This window comes from Arthrobacter oryzae (genome assembly GCF_031454875.1).
Lineage (GTDB): Bacteria > Actinomycetota > Actinomycetes > Actinomycetales > Micrococcaceae > Arthrobacter > Arthrobacter oryzae_D.
This window is the reverse complement of sequence record NZ_JAVDRQ010000005.1, coordinates 159,705-178,696: the sequence shown is the minus strand read 5'-3', so window position 1 is coordinate 178,696 and position 18,992 is coordinate 159,705. Positions and strand designations below refer to the sequence as shown.

20 protein-coding genes, 1 other RNA gene and 2 pseudogenes are annotated in these 18,992 nt (G+C 61.4%); 7 read left to right on the top strand and 16 right to left on the bottom strand.

The genetic code is table 11. The annotated features are described in order from the left end of the window. The first annotated feature begins 23 nt into the window (after positions 1-23). From J2805_RS10800 to J2805_RS10780, 5 genes are all read left to right on the top strand, one after another. On the top strand, positions 24-737 hold the full coding sequence (locus J2805_RS10800; protein WP_309975946.1) for a metal-dependent transcriptional regulator: 714 nt from the start codon (positions 24-26) through the stop codon (positions 735-737). A 45-nt stretch (positions 738-782) separates the two neighbouring features. After that, positions 783-1,202, top strand: coding sequence for a fluoride efflux transporter FluC (locus J2805_RS10795; protein WP_309975944.1), 420 nt, complete (start codon positions 783-785; stop codon positions 1,200-1,202). Further along, positions 1,199-1,567, top strand: a complete 369-nt coding sequence (locus J2805_RS10790) for a fluoride efflux transporter FluC (RefSeq protein WP_309975942.1) — start codon at positions 1,199-1,201, stop codon at positions 1,565-1,567. The genes J2805_RS10795 and J2805_RS10790 overlap by 4 nt, the downstream gene beginning before the upstream one ends. A gap of 91 nt (positions 1,568-1,658) precedes the next feature. After that, a complete protein-coding gene (locus J2805_RS10785; protein ID WP_309975940.1) occupies positions 1,659-2,030 on the top strand; it encodes a hypothetical protein in 372 nt (123 codons plus the stop codon). 146 nt (positions 2,031-2,176) lie between these two features. After that, positions 2,177-2,311 carry a hypothetical protein gene (locus J2805_RS10780; RefSeq protein WP_309975939.1) on the top strand — a complete coding sequence of 45 codons (135 nt, stop codon included), beginning with the start codon at positions 2,177-2,179 and terminating at the stop codon, positions 2,309-2,311. A 117-nt stretch (positions 2,312-2,428) separates the two neighbouring features. Here the strand turns inward: J2805_RS10780 and ssrA are convergent. The 16 genes and pseudogenes from ssrA to J2805_RS10705 all read right to left on the bottom strand — a co-directional run bounded on the left by ssrA (position 2,429) and on the right by J2805_RS10705 (position 16,052). Then, positions 2,429-2,797, bottom strand: a transfer-messenger RNA (tmRNA) gene (ssrA, locus tag J2805_RS10775). Between the two features lie 187 nt (positions 2,798-2,984). Beyond that, on the bottom strand, positions 2,985-3,455 hold the full coding sequence (gene smpB / locus J2805_RS10770) for an SsrA-binding protein SmpB (RefSeq protein ID WP_214842159.1): 471 nt from the start codon (positions 3,453-3,455) through the stop codon (positions 2,985-2,987). Positions 3,456-3,579: 124 nt separating this feature from the next. After that, positions 3,580-4,968, bottom strand: coding sequence for a peptidoglycan DD-metalloendopeptidase family protein (locus J2805_RS10765; RefSeq protein ID WP_309975936.1), 1,389 nt, complete (start codon positions 4,966-4,968; stop codon positions 3,580-3,582). 27 nt (positions 4,969-4,995) lie between these two features. Next, positions 4,996-5,910 carry a permease-like cell division protein FtsX gene (ftsX, locus tag J2805_RS10760; protein ID WP_309975934.1) on the bottom strand — a complete coding sequence of 305 codons (915 nt, stop codon included), beginning with the start codon at positions 5,908-5,910 and terminating at the stop codon, positions 4,996-4,998. Then, a complete protein-coding gene (ftsE, locus tag J2805_RS10755) occupies positions 5,907-6,704 on the bottom strand; it encodes a cell division ATP-binding protein FtsE (protein WP_309975932.1) in 798 nt (265 codons plus the stop codon). Before ftsE ends, ftsX begins: the two co-directional genes overlap by 4 nt. Positions 6,705-6,892: 188 nt before the next feature. Continuing rightward, complete coding sequence (prfB, locus tag J2805_RS10750) at positions 6,893-8,008, bottom strand: peptide chain release factor 2 (RefSeq protein ID WP_309975930.1); 1,116 nt, start codon at positions 8,006-8,008, stop codon at positions 6,893-6,895. Positions 8,009-8,062: 54 nt separating this feature from the next. After that, a complete protein-coding gene (locus tag J2805_RS10745; RefSeq protein WP_309975929.1) occupies positions 8,063-8,476 on the bottom strand; it encodes a pilus assembly protein TadG-related protein in 414 nt (137 codons plus the stop codon). A 44-nt stretch (positions 8,477-8,520) separates the two neighbouring features. Next, a complete protein-coding gene (locus J2805_RS10740) occupies positions 8,521-9,090 on the bottom strand; it encodes a hypothetical protein (RefSeq protein ID WP_309975927.1) in 570 nt (189 codons plus the stop codon). Further along, positions 9,071-9,382 (bottom strand): TadE/TadG family type IV pilus assembly protein, encoded by a 312-nt coding sequence (locus J2805_RS10735; protein WP_396134316.1) that lies wholly within the window; start codon positions 9,380-9,382, stop codon positions 9,071-9,073. Before J2805_RS10735 ends, J2805_RS10740 begins: the two co-directional genes overlap by 20 nt. A 138-nt stretch (positions 9,383-9,520) precedes the next feature. Continuing rightward, positions 9,521-9,772: a hypothetical protein gene (locus tag J2805_RS10730; RefSeq protein WP_309975923.1), complete on the bottom strand. Its 252-nt coding sequence runs from the start codon at positions 9,770-9,772 to the stop codon at positions 9,521-9,523. Positions 9,773-9,836: 64 nt separating this feature from the next. Further along, positions 9,837-10,778: a type II secretion system F family protein gene (locus J2805_RS10725; protein WP_309975921.1), complete on the bottom strand. Its 942-nt coding sequence runs from the start codon at positions 10,776-10,778 to the stop codon at positions 9,837-9,839. Then, on the bottom strand, positions 10,775-11,629 hold the full coding sequence (locus J2805_RS10720) for a type II secretion system F family protein (protein ID WP_309975919.1): 855 nt from the start codon (positions 11,627-11,629) through the stop codon (positions 10,775-10,777). The genes J2805_RS10725 and J2805_RS10720 overlap by 4 nt, the downstream gene beginning before the upstream one ends. Next, positions 11,629-11,979: pseudogene (locus J2805_RS10715) on the bottom strand (CpaF family protein); the annotation flags it as partial. The pseudogene J2805_RS10715 and the gene J2805_RS10720, both read right to left, overlap by 1 nt. 43 nt (positions 11,980-12,022) lie before the next feature. Then, the gene (locus J2805_RS10710; RefSeq protein ID WP_309975917.1) at positions 12,023-13,609 is read right to left on the bottom strand and encodes a hypothetical protein; all 1,587 of its coding nucleotides are present in this window, start codon (positions 13,607-13,609) and stop codon (positions 12,023-12,025) included. A 498-nt stretch (positions 13,610-14,107) separates the two neighbouring features. Then, a pseudogene (locus J2805_RS23915) lies at positions 14,108-14,494 on the bottom strand (DEAD/DEAH box helicase); the annotation flags it as partial. Between the two features lie 214 nt (positions 14,495-14,708). Then, entirely contained in the window at positions 14,709-16,052 is a 1,344-nt protein-coding gene (locus tag J2805_RS10705; RefSeq protein WP_309975916.1) for a pentapeptide repeat-containing protein, read from the bottom strand. A 1,331-nt stretch (positions 16,053-17,383) separates the two neighbouring features. Between J2805_RS10705 and J2805_RS10700 the strand changes: the two genes are divergently transcribed. Continuing rightward, positions 17,384-17,842, top strand: coding sequence for an HNH endonuclease (locus J2805_RS10700; RefSeq protein ID WP_309975914.1), 459 nt, complete (start codon positions 17,384-17,386; stop codon positions 17,840-17,842). A 336-nt stretch (positions 17,843-18,178) separates the two neighbouring features. After that, complete coding sequence (locus J2805_RS10695; protein WP_309975912.1) at positions 18,179-18,904, top strand: hypothetical protein; 726 nt, start codon at positions 18,179-18,181, stop codon at positions 18,902-18,904. Positions 18,905-18,992: the final 88 nt, after the last annotated feature.

Below are 18,992 nucleotides of genomic sequence, written 5' to 3'. Positions count from 1 at the left end.
GGCAAAGCGGTAGGCTTGGACTCGTGAAGACCAGCGCGCCCTCCTCCTCGATCGAGGACTACGTCAAGGTCATTTACTCCTTTACGGAGTGGCAGGATAAGCCGATTACCTCCTCCCAACTGGCACAGCGGCTCGGCGTCGCCAACTCCTCGGTGTCGGAAATGGTCCGCAAGCTCAAGGACCAGGGCCTGGTGGACCACAAGCCCTACAGTGCCATCACCCTCACGGACGACGGCATCCGGCTGGCGCTGTCCATGGTCAGGCGACACCGCCTCATTGAGACCTACCTCGTCCAGGAACTCGGCTACAGCTGGGACGAAGTCCACGACGAAGCCGAGCTCCTGGAACACGCCGTGTCCGACACCTTCATTGAGCGGATGGCCGGGAAGCTCGGCAATCCCCTCCGCGACCCGCACGGCGATCCCATCCCCGCAGCGGACGGCACCGTCCACATGCCCCGAGCCCACCGGATGAGCGAGCTCGATGAGGGCCACCGGGGCCGGATCACCAGGATCAGCGACGAAAACCCCGACCTCCTGCGCTATCTGTCCGCCGAGAAGATCGACCTTGACGCCGACATCGAAGTCCTCGGACGGAAACCATTCGGCGGAGCGCTTGTGGTCCGGATCGGTCCGGCCGGTGCCGACCGCGAATTCGACCTCGCCGATGAGGTTTCATCAGCGCTGTGGGTACACAGCGACACGGGCCATGCCGGCTGCCGGCTTGCCGACGCCTGAACCGGTGACGCCTGCGTCGGTGTTTCCTGCGTCGGTGTTGCCTGCATGACGGCTGTCACTGGCCCGGGTTGGCGGGCGTGGGCGGCGGTGGCCATCGGCGCGCTCGTGGGGACGGAGCTGCGCTACGGCCTGGGCTTCCTCTTCCCGGAAACCGCAGGAACGGTCCCTTGGACCACGTTGGTCATCAATGTCTGCGGAAGCTTTATCCTCGCGGCCCTCACCACGCTCTGGATCGCCCGCCCGACGACGGCGTTCTGGCTGAGGGCCGGGATCGGTCCGGGGCTGCTCGGGTCCTTCACTACCTTCTCGGCGGTGGTCTTCTCGGTTGACCAGCAGGCACGTTCCGGTCACCACCTGATATTGCTGGTCTATCTTGGCCTTTCCCTGGTCCTGGGCCTCGGCGCCGCGGCTGCAGGGTGGAAGGCCGGCAAGGCCCTGAGCGACCGGACCGGAGGAGCCTCATGACGGCTGTACTCGTGGGTATTTTTGGCGTCGCCGGAGGACTGCTCAGGTTTTCCATCGACACCTGGTTCGCGCACCGCACCGGCACGCGTCGGCACTGGCCATGGGCCACGCTGCTGGTGAATGTCATTGGATCACTCATCATCGGGCTGTCCGTGGGCGTCAGCGGACGGCTGGGGCTCGGCGAGGAATGGCACGCGGCGATCGCCACGGGACTTGCTGGCGGCCTGACGACGTTCAGCTCCTGGACCACGGCAACCATCCGGCTGGTCAGTGAAGGGCGGTACCCGGCAGCGGCGCTGAACGTCGCCGCAAATCTCGTTGCCGGGCTCTCCGCGGCAGCGGCGGGCATAGCCCTCGCGGGCTGACGTGCCTGTGAATTCCCAAACGGTGCGCGTGCGTCGCGCCGCGGGTGAACCGTGAATCCGCGGCGGCCCCGCATCCCGTATCGTTAAACGAATGGTTACGCGACGTGAAGCAGCTCAGATCCTTGATATCCCGCTGGAAATGGCACACCGTCACGGTATCCCCGCCAGGCTGTCCGACGCCGAGCTGTCCGAACTCCTGGACAATCCCCCGGCCTGGCTGGTCCAGTCCAAGGCCAACCGGACCGGCAAGCGCCCCGTCTGGGTCCAGCTGACCTGCGCCGTCTGCGGTTTCTCGGAAGCCGCGCGGCCAAAGAAATGGTGGCCGCCGTTTACGTACGTCTGCTGCGCCCACCACGCGCTCAATGACCTCCCGCCGGTTCTGCCGGGACTGGTTCGGAGCGAATATGAGGGGATCGGCAGCCGTTTTGTCGGCATCGTAGACGTTGAAGTACCTGGTTCCTGACGGCCTTCGCGCCGGGCAGGGTTCGCTGCCGGGCGTGAACGGAGCGAGGCACGAATCCGGCGCTGGTGCCAGTTACATTCGCGACGAAACAGGCGTACCTTACAAGCACGGGGCCTATTCAGGGCCCCGACGTTAGGGAGGGCGACATGCCTGACAAATCGCCGCACCGGCAGGTCACCAAGAAATCGGACAAGACTATCAAGCAAAAAAGGGCCGACAAGAAGTCCAAGCACGAGACGGACGCCCACGTGGACCCTGTCGCGCACATCAAGAAGCGCTGACGCCCCGCGGCCGCTGGTGGCCGAGGGGATGCGGAAACGGTGTTGAAAACACAAAAGGCCGGAAGCTTTCGCTTCCGGCCTTTTGCACGGGGTGGGACGGCGTTGCCGCCGTCCCGATGGTGGAGATGGGGGGAATTGAACCCCCGTCCGATGTCGTGTTGTCAGGGCTTCTCCGGGCGCAGTTTGCGTCGGATTTTCTCGGCCCCAGCTATCCTGCAAACAAGTAGCTGATCCGGGCCCAGTCATTTAAGAGTCCCGTTCACCCCAATGACGAAGGTAAACAGCAGTGGCTATCTTAATGACGCCAGGATCCGGGACGATAGCATTCCCGGGCTGACGGACTGTCTTACTGCTTAGGCAGCGAGAGCGAAGTCAGTGCGCGTTTGTTTGGCACTTATTGTTTTGCAGACAGCGTTTACGAGATAATTCTGCATCCTCGGCCCGCTTCACCTGTCGCGACTAACATCGTCGAAACCGATCATCCCCGTATTTTGTTATCAAACCGGTCAGGACCCTTGCGGAACCGTTTTGCGGGTTCCGCGCCGTTCCTTCCCGGACTACCAATCATAACGCACTGTTGCCAGGAATCATTCCCGGCGGCACCTGCGTGTTCCGAGCCGCTGCTGGTTGCGCGGGGCAGCTTCGTACGACTGCCCGCGGCCGGGGTCCGGGGTCAGCCGCGGTTCCGCTCGCGCATGACGCGCAGCGCTTCGCGCTTGTCCTGCTGTTCGCGGAGCGTCTGGCGCTTGTCGTATTCCTTCTTACCGCGGGCGACGCCGATCTCCACTTTCGCCCGGCCGTCCAGGAAGTACAGCTGAAGGGGGACGATCGTGAAGCCGGATTCACGGATCTTATGCGAGATCTTGGTCAGTTCCTCGCGGTGGAGCAGCAGTTTGCGCCGCCTGCGGGCTGAGTGGTTGGTCCAGCTTCCCTGATTGTATTCAGGGATGTGGATGCCCTCCATCCACAGCTCGTCATTGTAGAACGTGCAGAACCCGTCAACCATGGACGCATGCCCCTCACGGAGGGACTTCACTTCCGTCCCCATCAGGGCGATGCCTGCCTCGTAGGTATCGAGGACATGGTAGTCATGCCGGGCCTTCCGGTTGGTGGCCACTACCTTACGGCCACTTTCTTTCGGCACGGTAGAACTCCTCAGCTCGTGGTCTGGATGGACGCCCCGGCCGCGTGGCTCGGAGCTACTTAATTCTACGGCAGGCCCGGGGGCATGCCGTTTGTGCCGGTCATCGCCCGGCACGCGGGGACCGTCAGAGCAGGATCATGGGATCCACGGCCTGCCCGTTGAGCCAGGTTTCGAAGTGCGAATGGCAGCCCGTCGAGTTGCCGGTGGTTCCTGAATACGCAATGAGCTGGCCTTGGCTGACCTGCTGGCCCATCGAGACCACCACGCTGCTGTTGTGGTAATAGATGGTGGTCAATGAGTTGCCCTGGACCACGCCATGTGAAATTTTGACGTTGTTGCCGCCGCCGTCGTTGCTCCAGCCCGCCGAGACAATGGTGCCGGCAGCCGGAGCATAAACAGGAGTGCCGCAGCCTGCGCCGAAGTCGATACCGGTGTGCATGTATCCACCGGAGCCGTAGAAGTCCACGGTACCGGGAGGCGTCGCACGCCAGCCGAATCCCGAGGTGATGGCGACGTCGGACGAGAACGGGTGCCGCAGCCCGAAAGCTGAGGGCGGCCCGATCTGCGGGACGTACGGCTGGGCTGCCTGTCCGGCCGCCCTTGCTGCTGCGGCGGCAGCCTCGGCTATGCGGCGCTGTTCGGCTTCCCAGGCTTCCCGGAGTTTCCGGTCCCGCTCGACGATCTCGGCGGCTACTGCATTCTGCGCCGCCTGGACCTTGGAGAGCTGGTTCTGGATGCCGGGCTTGGCTGCCTGCAGCTCGTTGTTGAGGCGGGTGGTGTCAGCGATGAGCTTGTCCACCTGTTCCTTCTTGGCCGCGGCCTCGTCACGGGCTGCTTTCTCCCGGGCCAGGGCGGCGTCAGCCTTGGCCTTGAGGTCCTTGATCTCCGCTTCAACGGCTTGCAGGCGTGCCTGCGAATTGACGTTGGTTGCGTTCTGCTGGGACAGCTTGTCCATTGCCGAGTTCTGGCTGCGCATCGCCTGATCGGCGAGGTCGATGGTGTCCGTCAGGCTTCCGCCGCTCTTGGACCCGAAAAAGAGCGTGAGGTTGGACGGAACGCCGCCGGACTTGTAGGCCTGGGTGGCAATCTGGCCGATGAGTTTCTTGGTGTCGGCGATCTTCTGCTTGTCCGTCTCAAGCTGCTGCGTGATCTTGGCTTTGTTCTGCTGCGCCAGATCCACGCGGGCGGCAAGGGCCTCGACTTCCTTGACTGCACTCGCAACCCGGCCCTGCGCCTCAAGCAGCGCCTGCTGTGCGGCCGGAAGCTGCCCCTGGTAGATCACCAGGTCCCCTGCGGCCTTGGCAATCTTGGCGTCCACGAACTCAAGGGACTGCTGCACACGGGCTGCCTCGGCTTCGAGGGCGGCCTGCTTGTCTTCAAGCTCGTCCGCGAAGGCCACGGGCGTGGAGGCACCCAGGCTGGCGGCCAGGATCAGGGCCAGGGCGGCACTGACTATGCGGCTGCCCCGGCCGGCAGGCCGAAACCGGCGGGCCTTTTGGTCCATAGCTGTCATCATCATTCCTTCGTTGGTAGCCACAGCCTAGACCCGCAAATATCTACGTAAGGTCAAGAGAGACGAAATTCCAGCCAAAGTTGCGCCCAAGGCGAGCAGCGCCGGGGCGAGGATCAGCGTCTGCGCCGGCGAGATGAACGCCGTGTCCGGATATTGCTTGGACATGTACTCGCCAAGGAAGAAGTGGGCCACGGCCCAGAGGGTGCCGGATGCCAGCGCAGCTCCGATCACGGCGGCGATGACGCCTTCGAGAATGAACGGCAGCTGGATAACGATCTTGGAGGCGCCGACCAGCCTCATGATTCCGGTCTCCCGCCGCCTGCTGAAAGCGGAGAGCCGGATGGTAGTCGCGATCAGCAGGATCGCGCAGATGATCATCACGCCGGCGATGATCACGGCCACCAGGGACGCGGCGTTCATCACCGAGAAGAGGCGTTCCAGGACCTGTCGCTGGTCGATCACGGTCTCAACGCCTGGCTGCGAGGAAAACGTCTCGCTGATGATCTGGTACTTTTCCGGATCCTTCATGTTGATCCGGAAAGAGGCCGGCAGCTGGTCCGGGGTCACCGAGTCAACAATCGGGGAGTTGGAGAACTGCTCTTTGAAGTGCCTGTACGCGTCGTCTTTGGACTCGAACTGGAAGTCGTTGATGTACTGGGCCACTGCGGGTGATTCCAGGAGCGTGCGCAGGTTCTCCTGCTGTTCCGGCGTGGCCGTCCCGGTGGCGCAGCCGGCCGCCGTCGAGCCGTCACCGCAAAGGAAGATTGCCACCTGGACTTTGTCGTACCAGTAGCCCTTCATCTGGTTGATCTGCAGCTGGAGCATGCCGGCAGCGCCGACGAACGTCAGCGACACGAACGTCACCAGGATTACCGACACAACCATGGACAGGTTGCGCCTCAGTCCGCTGCCGATCTCGCTGAGAATGAATGCGAGCCTCACTTCGCCTCCCCTGAAGACGAGGGGACGGAGCCGTCTCCGGGTTCGGCTGCCGACTCGTCCGGGCGTCCGCTGGCATCCTTAAGGCGCCGGGACTGCCCCACGACCGGAATCATCGAGGTGTACAGGGCACGGGCTTCGTCACGGATGACAACGCCGTTCCGGAGCTCCACCACTCGTTTGCGCATTTCGTTGACGATGTCGTCGTCGTGCGTTGCCATCACCACAGTGGTGCCGTTCTGGTTAATCTTGTCCAGGACGCCCATGATGCCCATGGAAGTGGTGGGGTCGAGGTTTCCGGTGGGTTCGTCCGCCAGGAGGATCCCCGGACGGTTGACCACGGCGCGGGCAATCGCCACGCGCTGCTGCTCGCCGCCCGAAAGCTCGTGCGGCATCCGGTGTTCCTTGCCTTCCAGGCCAACCGTTTTGAGGACCTCGGGGACCGTGTCCCGGATGATGCTGCGGCTCTTGCCGATGACCTGCATGGCGAAGGCGACGTTCGCGAAGACATTCTTCTGCGGGAGGAGCCGGAAGTCCTGGAACACGACGCCGATCCCCCGGCGCAGCCGCGGTACGCGCCAGCTCGAAATGTTCGCTACGTTCTGGCCGGCCACATACACGGCGCCAGAGGTTGCCCGGTCTTCTTTGAGCACCAGGCGGAGGAAGGTGGATTTGCCGGAACCGGAGGCGCCCACGAGGAACGCGAATTCACCACGGTCAATTTCAAGGTTGACAGAGTCCAGCGCCGGCCGGGCCGTCTGGTCGTAGACCTTGGTGACATTTTCGAAACGGATCATTGCCCTAAGTACCCTGCAGGACACGGCTGATGGAGCCCAGTACTGCAGCCGGCGCACGGGCTTTCTTTTGGGGGAAGTAGAGCTCCGGCCCCTCGACTATACGCACGGCAACCTGCAGAAAAGCTGGAGTTCCGGCGCGTGTCGCAGGTTTTCAGCCACCGAATGGAACGCCCCGCCAACGTGTGCTCCTAGTTGGCGGCGTTGCGGTTGTCGGTACGCCAGCGGATGCCGGCGTCAATGAAATCGTCGATTTCGCCGTCGAACACTGCCGAGGTGTTACCGACTTCGTGCTCGGTCCGGAGGTCCTTGACCATCTGGTACGGGTTCAGCACATAGGAGCGCATCTGGTCCCCCCAGGACGCCTTGACGTCCCCGGCGAAGGCCTTCTTTTCAGCGTCTTCCTGCTCCTTCTTGAGAAGCAGGAGCCTGGACTGGAGGACCCGCAGGGCGGCGGCACGGTTCTGGAGCTGGGATTTTTCGTTCTGCATGGACACCACGGTCCCGGTGGGAATGTGCGTCAGGCGCACGGCCGAGTCGGTGGTGTTCACGGACTGGCCGCCGGGGCCGGATGACCGGAAGACGTCGACGCGGATTTCGTTGTCCGGGATATCGATGGAGTCCGTCTGCTCAATCAGCGGAATCACTTCGACGGCAGCGAAGGACGTCTGGCGGCGGCCCTGGTTGTCGAAGGGACTGATCCGGACCAGGCGGTGGGTGCCGGCTTCGACGCTCAGCGTGCCGAAGGCATACGGGGCGTTGACTTCGAAGGTGGCTGACTTAAGCCCGGCTTCCTCGGCGTAGGAGGTGTCCATGATGGTGGTCGGGTAGCCGTGGCGTTCGGCCCAACGCAGGTACATGCGGAGCAGCATTTCAGCGAAGTCGGCGGCGTCCACGCCGCCGGCGCCTGCTCGGATGGTGACAACTGCTTCACGCTCGTCGAACTCACCGGACAGAAGCGTCACTACTTCAAGGTCCTTCAACGATTTGCGGATGGACTCAAGCTCTGCCGCGGCCTCGCCCATGGAATCGGCGTCGTCCTCGTCCTGGCCCAGCTCCACCAGGACCTCAAGGTCGTCGATCCGGGAAACCAGGGTGTTGAGCCGTTCGAGTTCGCTCTGGCGGTGCGAGAGCCGGGAGGTGATCTTCTGTGCGGCCGCGGGGTCGTCCCAGAGGTTCGGCTCGCCGGCGCGCTCGCTCAGTTCGGCGATGTCTTCCTTCAGCTCCTCAACATTCGAGACGTTTTCGATGGAGGAGTAGGTGGCGCGCAGGGCGCGGATTTCTGCGGAAAAATCAATTTGAGCCATGGTTGTTAAAGCCTACGCTATCCTTCCTAGCCGCCCGTCACCGGGTCCGGACCGCTAACGGACAAGACGGGAACGCGCCGTGGATGTCGCCTCAATCCTGATTCCGTCCGGGATGAGGAAATTAACGATCGGAGGATGCACCTCTGCGGTCAGCACAACGACGGCGGTGGAACCGTCCGGGCTGCCGGTGGCTGGCGCCACGGCGAGCCCGTGGAATCTGGCATGGGCGTCATTCCGAAGGAGGTAGTCGGCGGCGACGCTGCGCACCCGTGCACCGTTGAGCACGGCTGTGGGACTCCCGCCTTCGGTCTCGACCTGGCCCAGCGTGTAGCTGTCGGCCGCCGCTACGGAGGCCCCGTCTGCCGCGGACAGCAGCTTCTTATGTTCGAGGTAGAGGGCGGATGCCGCCATGACTGCGGTGGTGACAAGGAGCGCGAGGAGAACGTAGCCGATGATGAGGACCATCATTTGCCCGTCCTCCGCATCCGGTTCAGTGTGCGGGGTATTTGCCGTTATCGGAACCGCCCCACAATCTGGGTGGCGGAGGCGTCCAGGTGGCTTGCGTTGAGGCGGAACGCATCGCTGAACGGTACGAAAGGCAGGGGGACCGTGAGGTGGACGGTGATCGTGACAGCCGATCCGGGGGCGAGGCAGTCCGAGGGCTGGCAGCTTGCGTCCATCCGCGCGTTGTCCGCTGGATGTCCGTAGTCCGCCAGGGCGAGCATGACTGCCTGCTCGGCCGCGGTGCGGCCGCTTTCAGCATCCGGCTGCGCAACGTACACCTTAGCGGCCTGGTCAGCGGCGCCGACAACGGCGAAGGCGCCGCCCTGGATCTGCCCCACTGTGATGATGAAGTACACAAGGGGGACCATGAGGAGGAGGGCCAGGAACGTGAACTCGACGACGGCGCTCCCCCGCTCCCCCGGGGCTGTTTTGCCGTTTCCGGAAAGTGTGCCCGATTCTGGTTCGCGGGCTCTGTCGATTTGTTCCCCGCGTTCGTACCCGGCGCGCTCCGGCAGGCAGGTAGCTTCCTGCAGGCGGCGCGTCAGCGAGTCCTGAATCCTACGGCTGAATCGCAGCATGGCCTTTCACCTCCAGGGCCTCCCGTGGACCGATCAGTCCGATCACCGGCAGCGGTGCCCTGACTGTCACTTCCAGCGCGCGGATACCCTGAAACGTCACTTCCGTGATGGTCACGTCTTTGGCGAAGTCCGAGTTCAGCGCCGTTGCGATCAGCTCGACTGTGCGGTCCCGCGCGTCGGCGGCGTTCCGGTCGGCGAGTGTGCCGTATCTGGCCCCTGAAGCGGCAGCGTCGATCAGCGTGTTGCGGACGTGCAGGACCAACGTCAGCTGGATCACCGCGAGGAAGAACATCGTGAGCAGGCTGCCCACCAGGACGAAGTCAACGACGGCGGAGCCTCGTTCCCTTGAGGACGTGCCGTCACATCCGGCCGGTTTCTCCGCCGTCCGGCGGGACGCACCTTCCGCCACCGCGACCGCCGTCGGCATGGGCTAGTTTCCGACCTTGTCCATGGCCTGGTTGAAAAGCCCTTCCAGGGCCGGCCCGGCCAAAGCCAACAGGGCGGCGACGAGGACGGCCGACATGAGCGTGATCATTACCCAGCCCGGCACATCACCCCGTTCGGGATGGTCCCCGCCTCGGAAGAAGCCCGAACGGCCTGCCGGCCGGGAGACCCCCGATCCCCGGAACACCAGCGCGAAGGTGTGGATCAGGGCCAATGCACGGATTCCGAGATTTTTCATTGAGCTTCCATTCTGTGGTTCCGGCTGGGGTCTGGTCCCGGCTGTCCGGGCGATCTGGATACGGTTATAGTCCGAGGCTGATGGCGGCGAGCCCGGGAAACACTGCAAAAATGACGGTCAAGGGAAGGACACCAAAAACCAACGGCACCATCATGGCGATTTCCTTCTTTCCGGCCGATTCCATCAGATCGCGCTTGGCAGTGTCGCGGACGTCCTGGGCCTGGGCACGGAGGACATCCGCCAAGGGAGTCCCCCGTTCCACCGCCACGATAATTCCGTCAACAAACCGCACCAGGGGGCCCAAATCGGTCCGTGAAGAGAACCGCTGCAGGGCTTCGATGAGCGGTTTTCCGGCCCTGGTTTCGCCGAGCACCAATTCAAATTCCTTGGCCAGTTCGCCGTGTGAGCTTCGGCAGACCCGGTCCAGCGCGCCGGTGGCACTTTCACCTGCGCTGACGGCAAGTGCCATGAGCTCGGCGAGGCTCGGGAACTCAGCCATCATCCGTTTCTCACGACGCTTGATCTGGGCGCCGAGCCAGTAGTCCCTGAACAGGAATCCTCCGAGGGCACTGCCCAATATTGCGACGACTGCGAGGAACGGATTGAACCGTCCCGTTGCCGCGGCGACTAGGACCAGACCGGTGGCAGCAACGAATCCCATGACTGCCCAGAGCAGCTGTTCAGCCCTGAAATCGACGGCCGATTTCCTGATTCCGGCCTGGGCCAGCCTGCGGGCCAATGCCGTCGTCCCAAGGTTGAAACGTCCCAGGAACGAGAGCCCGTCCTTGAGGACCGGACGCAGTATGCGTTCCAGCGGCCCGAATGGGGTGAGGGTGTCGTTGGCGGCCGACAGCAGCCTGGATTCCAGGTTTTGCGACTTCAATTGCGGTTCGATGCGTTCCGTGAAGCTGACCGGCCGCATGAAGGGCAACCGTACTAACAGGAGCCAGAGTCCCGCGCCGAGAAGGACTCCGCAGACCACGGCCGTTGCGTCCGGCGACGTCACCTGAGCACCCGCTCGTCCTCGGGGAGGGCACCGATCCTCAGCATGACGGAGTAGCAGATGGCGGACACAACCAACCCGCCGAGGAGCACAGCCGCCCCCACCGGAGTGTTGTAGGCGGCGACGGCTTCCGGCCGGGTGGCCAGCAGCACCATCACGATCCAGGGCGCAGCCACTGCGAGCCGGGCAGCGTTCACTGTCCAGGATTGCCGGGCTTCAAGCTCGCTTCTGGTTCTGGCACTCTCCCGGAGAAATTCGCCGAGTGTTCCCAGCAGCCGTCCCAGGTCTGAACCGCCCACCTCCCGTGTGAGCCTGAGTGCTTCCACAATCCGGTCGGCGACGGGATCTGCGAGGCGCTCCTTGAGCCTGTTGAGCGCCGGGTCGAACTGGCCGCCGGCGCGATAGTCGGCACCAAAGTCACGAAACACGTGCCGCAGTTCCTCCGGACCCTTTTCACCCAGTTGGATCAGCGCTTCCGGCAGGGACAGCCCGGCCCTGATCGCGGAGCGAAGATGGTCAACAACGTCGGGCCATAATCGGCGCAGCGTCGCCGTGCGTTTGCGGGCGCGCCATCTGACAAGTGCCATCGGGAGCCACCCGCCGAACAGGCCGAAGCAGGCTGAGATGGGCCAGGACCGGGTCACAGCGAAGAAAATCAGTCCGACGAATGCTGCCAGGCCCAGGCAGGTGGATATCAGGCCAAGCCCCGAGACGTTTTCAATCCCGGCCGCACGCAGCAGGTCCTTGAGCCGGCTGGAGCGCGGCAGGGGTTTGGGCCTTTCAGGCTGTTCCCAGGCAGACCACCACATGAGGAAGAGTCCGGTGCCGAAGAGCACACCGAGCACGGGGGCCATCAGCGGACCTCCAGCAGGGCAGCAACGTCGAATCCTGCCGCGGCGAACTTCTCAGCGGCGGGCATGGAGTTGGCCTTGGGGTGGAGGTGGCCGTCGGACATCGCGAAGACCATTGACGATTCGATGATGCCGTTTTCAACCCGCCTGCCCAGCGACAGGATCTCCGTCACCTGGCGCCGTCCGCTGGACTGGCGGCTGCAGTGGACCACCAAGTCAATGCAGGAGGCAACCGTCGGCACCACAAACGCACTGGAGATATTGTCGCCGGCCAGGAGCGGCAGTGTGCACAGTTTGGTGACGGCGTCATGCGCGGAATTCGCATGGACGGTGCACATGCCCGGTAAGGCCGAATATTTCTCAGGCACAGCCCAGAGCAGAACGGAGTCCTGCGGCCTACCGCACTTTGCGCAACGTTAGTCTTTCGTGAACCTGCGATGGAAGGAGCTGATACTGCCACATAATCTTCTCAACGGAGGAGTCCAAGTTGTCAGCAGACGTGTCCAAAGCCCTAAGCTGCTTCCACGCTTGATCTACGTCCACAGCAAGAACAAAGATGATCGGCGGCGATCCCAAGTACACGTGGTCCCTGGCAATGGGAACGGCATCAGGTTGAACGACCAACTTTGGGGACACGATCAAACTAAAGCTGAAGGAAGGTACTTCTTCAGCGTCGACGTCGCTGGCCAACGAGTCCAACTGCGTATTGGTCTGCCGGATGTACTCCATGCTTATAACCCCTGCAGATTTTTGCTCGCTCTTGGCCTCAACGGTTATCCAAATTTTTGGCCACATCCAAACAGCATCAGTCCGCCCATCAAAATTCGGCTTGAACGAACGTGCGCCGAGAAATTCCCCCAGCTGAACAAGTGCAGCTTCATAGCCAGCCGACTCAACATCCGATAGGCCTGCCATCATTCGAGCATGGCTTTTGTCATACTTACCGAGCTTCCGGAACCTTCCGTTGAGCAGGTCGATAATGGACGCAACGGCCCCATCGTCCATCTCTTCCGTGATGACTGTGTCTGGGCTCGGTCGATCGAGCTCCCGGAGCCACGTCGTTCCTGCTGCAGCCGCACGCGCTTCCTTCATCAAGGTTTCTGCCTTGAGCGCCAGCCCTGACTCATTTTGAACGTTAGCCAGACCAAACCAACTCGCACCAAGATAGGCCCAGAGCGCCCGATAAGGCTTTAGAGGCGGTTCTGTCAGCGCCTCAAACACCGCCTGGGCATACTGCCCGGCTCGAGCCCAATCTCCACCCCAAGACCCCTGCCAGGCGAGCACCTCATTCACCGTCGTCTGGCCCAGCTTGGAACTCGCACTACTTTGCGAAGTCGTCATTTCGGCGCGCATGCTGGACAGGGTGGGTTCAGCTTCCGTCTGCCATAGAGTGTCTTGCGCTAAGGCGCTGTCTATCAAACTAAGGACGTCCTCTGGCGAGTTTTGACTCGCCAGTTTTCCAAAGGCAAGCTCCGCCTGCAGCTCAACAGGTAGGGCTTCCAAATTCTCATGCCGTGACAAGTAGTTGACGAGCTCATCTCCGGCTACAACGACCACAGAATAATCACGTGGGCCACGTGTGCACCGACCAAATCCCTGCACTATACGAGTCCGCACTCGCTCTGCGAGAACCTCCTTAGCCCTGAGCCGCCCGTCTAGAAACTGATCCTGCGGATGACTTGCTGAGGGCAAATTCAGCATCAACATCATGCGACAGGCGTCGCCGGCCAGATCCATGCCGTCGTACCGGTTAGGCGCAAGGAGCGTCCCACGGTCTGCTTTTCGGAAGGCGGCAAAGTCATCGCTCTGCTTAACTTCGAAACGCTCTGACCCATCCAGCCCTAGCTTTTCGGCTACCGAATCCGCTTCCGATTGGCTGGGTGTTAGTACCATTCGCTTATCCGCTCGACGAATGGCAGCGAGCGTCAAACCCTCCTGGTCATACTCGCTTTCACCGTCAAAATCTGCGAGATCAGGGAACACAAAAAACCTTCGCCCGCTGCCCGACCGACTCCACTCGTCTGGGACTGGCACGCGCTGAATGCGGGCCACACCAAAGGCACGTTCGAGCTCTCCGGCACCTCCGAGGGTCGCCGACAAGTACAGCCTCTGGTCGGGATCAGTGAAAGCAGGATGGCTGGACGTTGGCGGTATCATCGGGCGCACGTAAAGGCTTCGTCCAGAAATGTAAAAGCAACATGACCTGAGGTTGTCCTTCAACCACGAAAGCGAAAATCGACGATTGTCCGTGAGCGCTTCGCTAAATAGGGCCTCGATAGCTGCCGAGTGGTGGTCAATTACAGAAGTTGGTATGAGCCGAACGTCCGAGTCAAATCCGGCCGTGGCGCTCCTAGGCTGGGACAGACGCGCCACGAGGTCCGTGTCCAGCGAGTCGGAAACTTCAGCTAGAAAGGCTGCGTACACGCCTTCATCGTGAAGAATGCTAAAAGACCATGCCTCGGCTACGTAGTTCTCAGCGGCATGGGCATCGTCGAACAGAAGCGTTTGTGCATCGTGGAAACGTGGATTTGTGTTGAATATGTGCGAATACGTCGTTACTGCCAGCCGCTCCGCTGACACGTAACGTTGGAGGTCTCGCCGGTCCCACTCCGCGCTTCGCCCCGTCAGGAGACTTACGGCAATCCCCTGATCCCCCGCAGCCCTAGCCACCTGGTTGGCCAGCTGCACTGTTGGGCAGGCATATACGACACGATGTCTGAGCGCACGACGCTTCCACTCCCCAATTAGCAAGCCAACCAGAGTCTTGCCAGAGCCCGTTGGAAGTTCCAGGGCGACGTTGGGAGCGGCCCTATGTTTGTCAAAGTACGTACGGAGCTGGTCCGCTTGATGCGACCACAGGGCAGGCACACCAGTCGTCAACTTTGGCAAGTCTCCGAAGAGCGCTTCTGGGGAAGCTGATGGGGCTACAGCAGCAACGCCCTTCAGAAAACTAAGTGGTTTTGAATTGCCGTTCACATCTACCCCATCCAGCTTGATTACCCATTTTGCCGTCCGTCACTAGGCCCTTGCATAGTAGATCGATCCGGCCCTATTTGCTGGCAACGCATGATCAGAGCGCCGTCTAGCTGTCGTGAATATTTGAAAGACTCATCGCCCGGTCATCGTGGGGCTGCTCGCAAGTGAGCGTATAGCCCCGTTGCCTGTAGCTGAAGGACGACCAGACTGATGGCGTTTGGGCATCCGGGCAGGCTGTAAAGTCACCTTCGAAGCGCACGCCGTCCCAGTTGGCGAACGGTATTTCCTGCAATACATCCGCGTTTCGATTGCCGAGGCTGTTATCCCTGAAGTGTGGCACTTCATTGAAATACGCGAAGTTGAACAGCATTCCAGCTTCAAAAACCGTCCCACCGAACCGCGCCTCTTTACAGAATTCAGCCGCCCTGAACCAGGCATGACCTGCAAATATCACTCTTGAAAACCATGCGCGGCCAGTGAATATGCATCCATCGAACTGGGCGTTCTGCGCAAAAAAAGCCTCACGCATGTTTGCACTTCCGCTGAAGATTGAACCGTTGAAGTCGACTTTCTGCAGAAATCGGCAGCCAGAAAAATCCACGCCTGGCAGATAACACCTTGATAAGTCAAAGGTCATGTCCGACCACGACGTCGCGTCATCCAAGGAGCGCCTAGTGCCACGGGCTATTGAAGACAGAACAGCTCTTCGAACCTCCACTTCATCGGCGCGTGAAGATTCAACATATGCCCCGGCTATGCGTGTCCGTTCGCTCCGATAGTCGGCAATCACGTCAAGCTCAACGACGATAGGACTATTCTCGGGCCTCGGAAGGAGCAATCTGGGAGTCGACGGCGGCGGCGGTATCTCTTCCTTCGCAGAGACTGACTCGTTTTCACTTCCCCATGTAGGTGACTTTTGAATTGGCGTCCGCATATACCCACACAGAAGGTCAACACACTGCTGACGGCTTTCCCGCCACTCATCAGCCAGAGCCGCCAGGGCGTAGACGCCGCCGATTCTGGTCGCTGACCTTTCGGACCCTAGCATTTCCGCAGCTTGACCGAAGCGCTCGCTGAAGTGTTCAGCAGTTTTCAACTTCGCTTCTCGCTGCTCAATGTCAAGTCGTTCATCCGCCTGGACGTGACTCCGATACTTCAGCACCGTAAACGCGACGAACAAAACCCCGCCAAACAGACCGGCCGCAACAGTGATTGCTGGAACTCTCACACCAAAGGGCGAACCGCTGGGCGCCTGCGACGGATCACCGGATGGGTAAAACTCTGTTGCTCGGAAAGCAAATGCATAAAAGGCGAGGAACAGTGTCGAACATGCCGTCGCAACCAAAATCATGAGCGGCAATGTCCTGAACCGAACCACCTTGGGTTCGTTTGACTGCTCGGCAGTTGCAATAGACCACACCAGCGCAGCCCCTGAAATCAGAGCGGTCACCAATATTGCGTTAGCAATCGGTGAACCATAAAAATCTGCGATGGTAAGTCCCCTTCTCCACGTGCACGGCGTTGGCACAAGTATATGAGTCGGAAGCCGACTCAAATCTAAGTTGCTTGTCGCGACGTCGTGCACCGGAGTCCGAACAGCGATTGTGACGTTGCTCCTATGCCTGTTACTCGCAGCCCCGAGTAACAGGCATAGACCCATGGAGGGCAACTACGGTCGGCAATGTGTTGCCGCCCACGCTTGAGGGGAAATCAGAGATTTCCCCTCCCCTAAGCAGTAGAGGGCCCGTTCAGAGAGTCGCAAAGTGTGACCTTTGTTACATTGTGTCCAAAATCGTCGAGTTGGACATTCTTATACCAATGGAGGATGCGAAACGCCCCCGGACAACGCCAGTGAATGCAAGAAGAAAGGAACCATGCCGCACCTACAAGGGGAAGAACACCCCCGCCACAAGCTCACGGCGGAACAGGTAAGGGAGATTCGTGGCCGCTACTCGCCCGGCATCACCACACAAGCCGAACTAGCCACTGAATACCGCACCAGCAGGCAACTCATAAGCCAGATCCTCAATCGGCAGGTGTGGACACACCTCACCAACTAGCGGCACACTCCCTCAAGCCCGAGAACCTACCGGTTCCGGGCTTTTTTCATGCCCTGAACACGAAGGAAGACCATGACCCGCTTTACAGCGTTTCAGACCCGCTACCACGAACACATCGAAGCGGACATTCGACTTAGCCCCGATGCTAGGCGCATCGCCTACGCCCTCACTTGCTACACCGGTCCGGGAACGTTGGCTCGCTGTAGCTGGCTGCAACTCCGCAAGGCAACCGGGCTCGGCCACGACCGCACCGGTCGCGCCATGCACCAACTCATCGACCGCGGATACGCCAGAAGACGGCAGACCACTGACGTCACGAGGGCTGGATGGCCGCTCACCCTCCCGCGCTAGCCCTGCTCCGCTAGGGCTTCGCAGGAAGCGCCACACCGGTGCATGCACGATCCACCAAACAGCCTGCACCCAGCACCCTTCAACCAACGGAAGGGTGCCTCTCACATTGGCCGGTGCCAGGCCCGCAGATAATCCTTGCCAGCACTGGGCAAACCAGCCCGCACCACCCGCCAGAATTTTTTGCCGTTCGGGACAAACCGAGAACCGCCATCTCTGACAGCCTAGGAGGCTACAAACCATCGCCAGACAATGCGCAACAACCGACTGCAACCAGCCCATCCATGCGCTCCGGAAATGCCAGCGACACTACAAGGCCGACTACCGCACGCGCGCAAAATGCGACGTCCCCGGATGCACACGCGACAGGAAGATGCAGGGCAAATGCCGCGGACACGAACCGCTCATCATCCACGCTGCAAAACCGGCCACACTCAACGGCGCCATCCACCGATTCACATACAGCCTGCACGCCGACGGCGAATGCTGGACATGGCACGGAAATCAAAACATAGACGGATACCCCCTATTCCCATTCCGGAGCCGCGAATGGCTCGGTCACAGGTGGTCATACGCCTACTTCATCGGAGGCCACGGCACCCGACAGCAACTAGACCATGTCTGCGCCAACACGCTGTGCGTCCGCCCCGACCACCTGTTCCCGGTCAGCGCCAAGGAAAACTCCCGGCTCCGAACCAAGCGAGCCAAGAACCCCCTCCAGTGGATCACCCCAACCCGCTACGTCCGGCAATGGTCGGACACCGCCGAACAGTTCGCCCAGGCACTCGGGCTCCCCGGCACAACCCCCGACCAATACCATCTAGCCGCCTAGCGCATAGGAAACGTCTCTTTGGCCAAGCCCGAAACTATCCGACAAGCACGCACTTGGGATCAACGCAAGAACAAGCTCATCACCTCAGGATGGTGCAGCCCATGCGCCGCCCGTGCGGCTTGGGGCGAACACAAGAAGGGCTACTGCCCTCACTAGCTGTCCGGCCCAAACAGGTCTCGCTACAGGCGATTGCTGCCGATCTGACACCCTCCTGACTGCCACCGGGTGTTGCACCACCGGCCCCACGAAAAGTGGCAAATAATCGGCGCACAGCGCCACACCCAGCCCCGCCACGCTGACGCGCGACGGAACCAACCCACCGTAAGGACAACCACCTTGACCGATCACAAGACCCTGATCCTCGAAGCCCTCGCCAAGCTCAACGCCGCCAAACGGGAACACGCACCCCACGCTGCCGAACTCGCCAAAGCCCAGCAGCACAAAGACCTCGTAAGCCAGGCAATCCTCAACGGCGACCCTGCCTACGGCATGGCCGACCAGATCACCGCCGACACCCGGCATCGCGAAGCCATCATCGCCGAGAACGACCATGCCAAGAAGATCGCCGAACTGGAGCGAGAAATTGCAATGAAGCGCGGCCAACAGCTCGCAGCAGAAATTCACGACGGCACTGCCGGAGTCATGACAGACGGTGGCGCCGCTGCGTGGCGCAAGTTCTACACCGCCGTCAAAAAAGCCGCGACAGAACTCACGGTGGCGGCAGGCAAACACGACGCCGCGCTCGACGTCATGATCAAGGAACGCCTCAGCGAAACGGATTACGTCCATGCCAAGAAGGAACAGGTCCGCACCGCAGACGGATTCATCACCCGCTCCATTCCGGCCGGCAAGCCTTGGTCCTGGATCAAGCACGAACCCAGCAGCAACGGCATCGTGGACATGCCCGTCATCAAGGCCCGAATCAGCCAGCACCCCGCCGAATGGGTGGAGGTTGGCGACCTCCACATCACGGAGGCCAGCATGGAACGCGCCGTACGCTACGCCCTGTTCCATGCCCAGCATGGCAAACCGCTCGAAAGCGCCCCCGAATGGGCTAAATAGGTCACCGCACAAAGGGCAGGGCTTCGGCCCTGCCCTGCAGGGGCTGACACAGAATCACCCCCCAAGTAAAGACAAGGGCTCGCCACTG

Excerpts from the sequence above, each read along its gene's own strand:
- J2805_RS10795 (WP_309975944.1), top strand. The coding sequence starts at position 783 with ATGACGGCTGTCACTGGCCCGGGTTGGCGGGCGTGGGCGGCGGTGGCC.
- J2805_RS10790 (WP_309975942.1), top strand. The coding sequence starts at position 1,199 with ATGACGGCTGTACTCGTGGGTATTTTTGGCGTCGCCGGAGGACTGCTC.
- J2805_RS10785 (WP_309975940.1), top strand. The coding sequence starts at position 1,659 with ATGGTTACGCGACGTGAAGCAGCTCAGATCCTTGATATCCCGCTGGAA.
- J2805_RS10780 (WP_309975939.1), top strand. The coding sequence starts at position 2,177 with ATGCCTGACAAATCGCCGCACCGGCAGGTCACCAAGAAATCGGACAAG.
- J2805_RS10765 (WP_309975936.1), bottom strand. The coding sequence starts at position 4,968 with ATGACAGCTATGGACCAAAAGGCCCGCCGGTTTCGGCCTGCCGGCCGG.
- ftsE (WP_309975932.1), bottom strand. The coding sequence starts at position 6,704 with ATGATCCGTTTCGAAAATGTCACCAAGGTCTACGACCAGACGGCCCGG.
- prfB (WP_309975930.1), bottom strand. The coding sequence starts at position 8,008 with ATGGCTCAAATTGATTTTTCCGCAGAAATCCGCGCCCTGCGCGCCACC.
- J2805_RS10745 (WP_309975929.1), bottom strand. The coding sequence starts at position 8,476 with ATGATGGTCCTCATCATCGGCTACGTTCTCCTCGCGCTCCTTGTCACC.
- J2805_RS10740 (WP_309975927.1), bottom strand. The coding sequence starts at position 9,090 with ATGCTGCGATTCAGCCGTAGGATTCAGGACTCGCTGACGCGCCGCCTG.
- J2805_RS10735 (WP_396134316.1), bottom strand. The coding sequence starts at position 9,382 with ATGTTCTTCCTCGCGGTGATCCAGCTGACGTTGGTCCTGCACGTCCGC.
- J2805_RS10730 (WP_309975923.1), bottom strand. The coding sequence starts at position 9,772 with ATGAAAAATCTCGGAATCCGTGCATTGGCCCTGATCCACACCTTCGCG.
- J2805_RS10720 (WP_309975919.1), bottom strand. The coding sequence starts at position 11,629 with ATGGCCCCCGTGCTCGGTGTGCTCTTCGGCACCGGACTCTTCCTCATG.
- J2805_RS10700 (WP_309975914.1), top strand. The coding sequence starts at position 17,384 with ATGCAGGGCAAATGCCGCGGACACGAACCGCTCATCATCCACGCTGCA.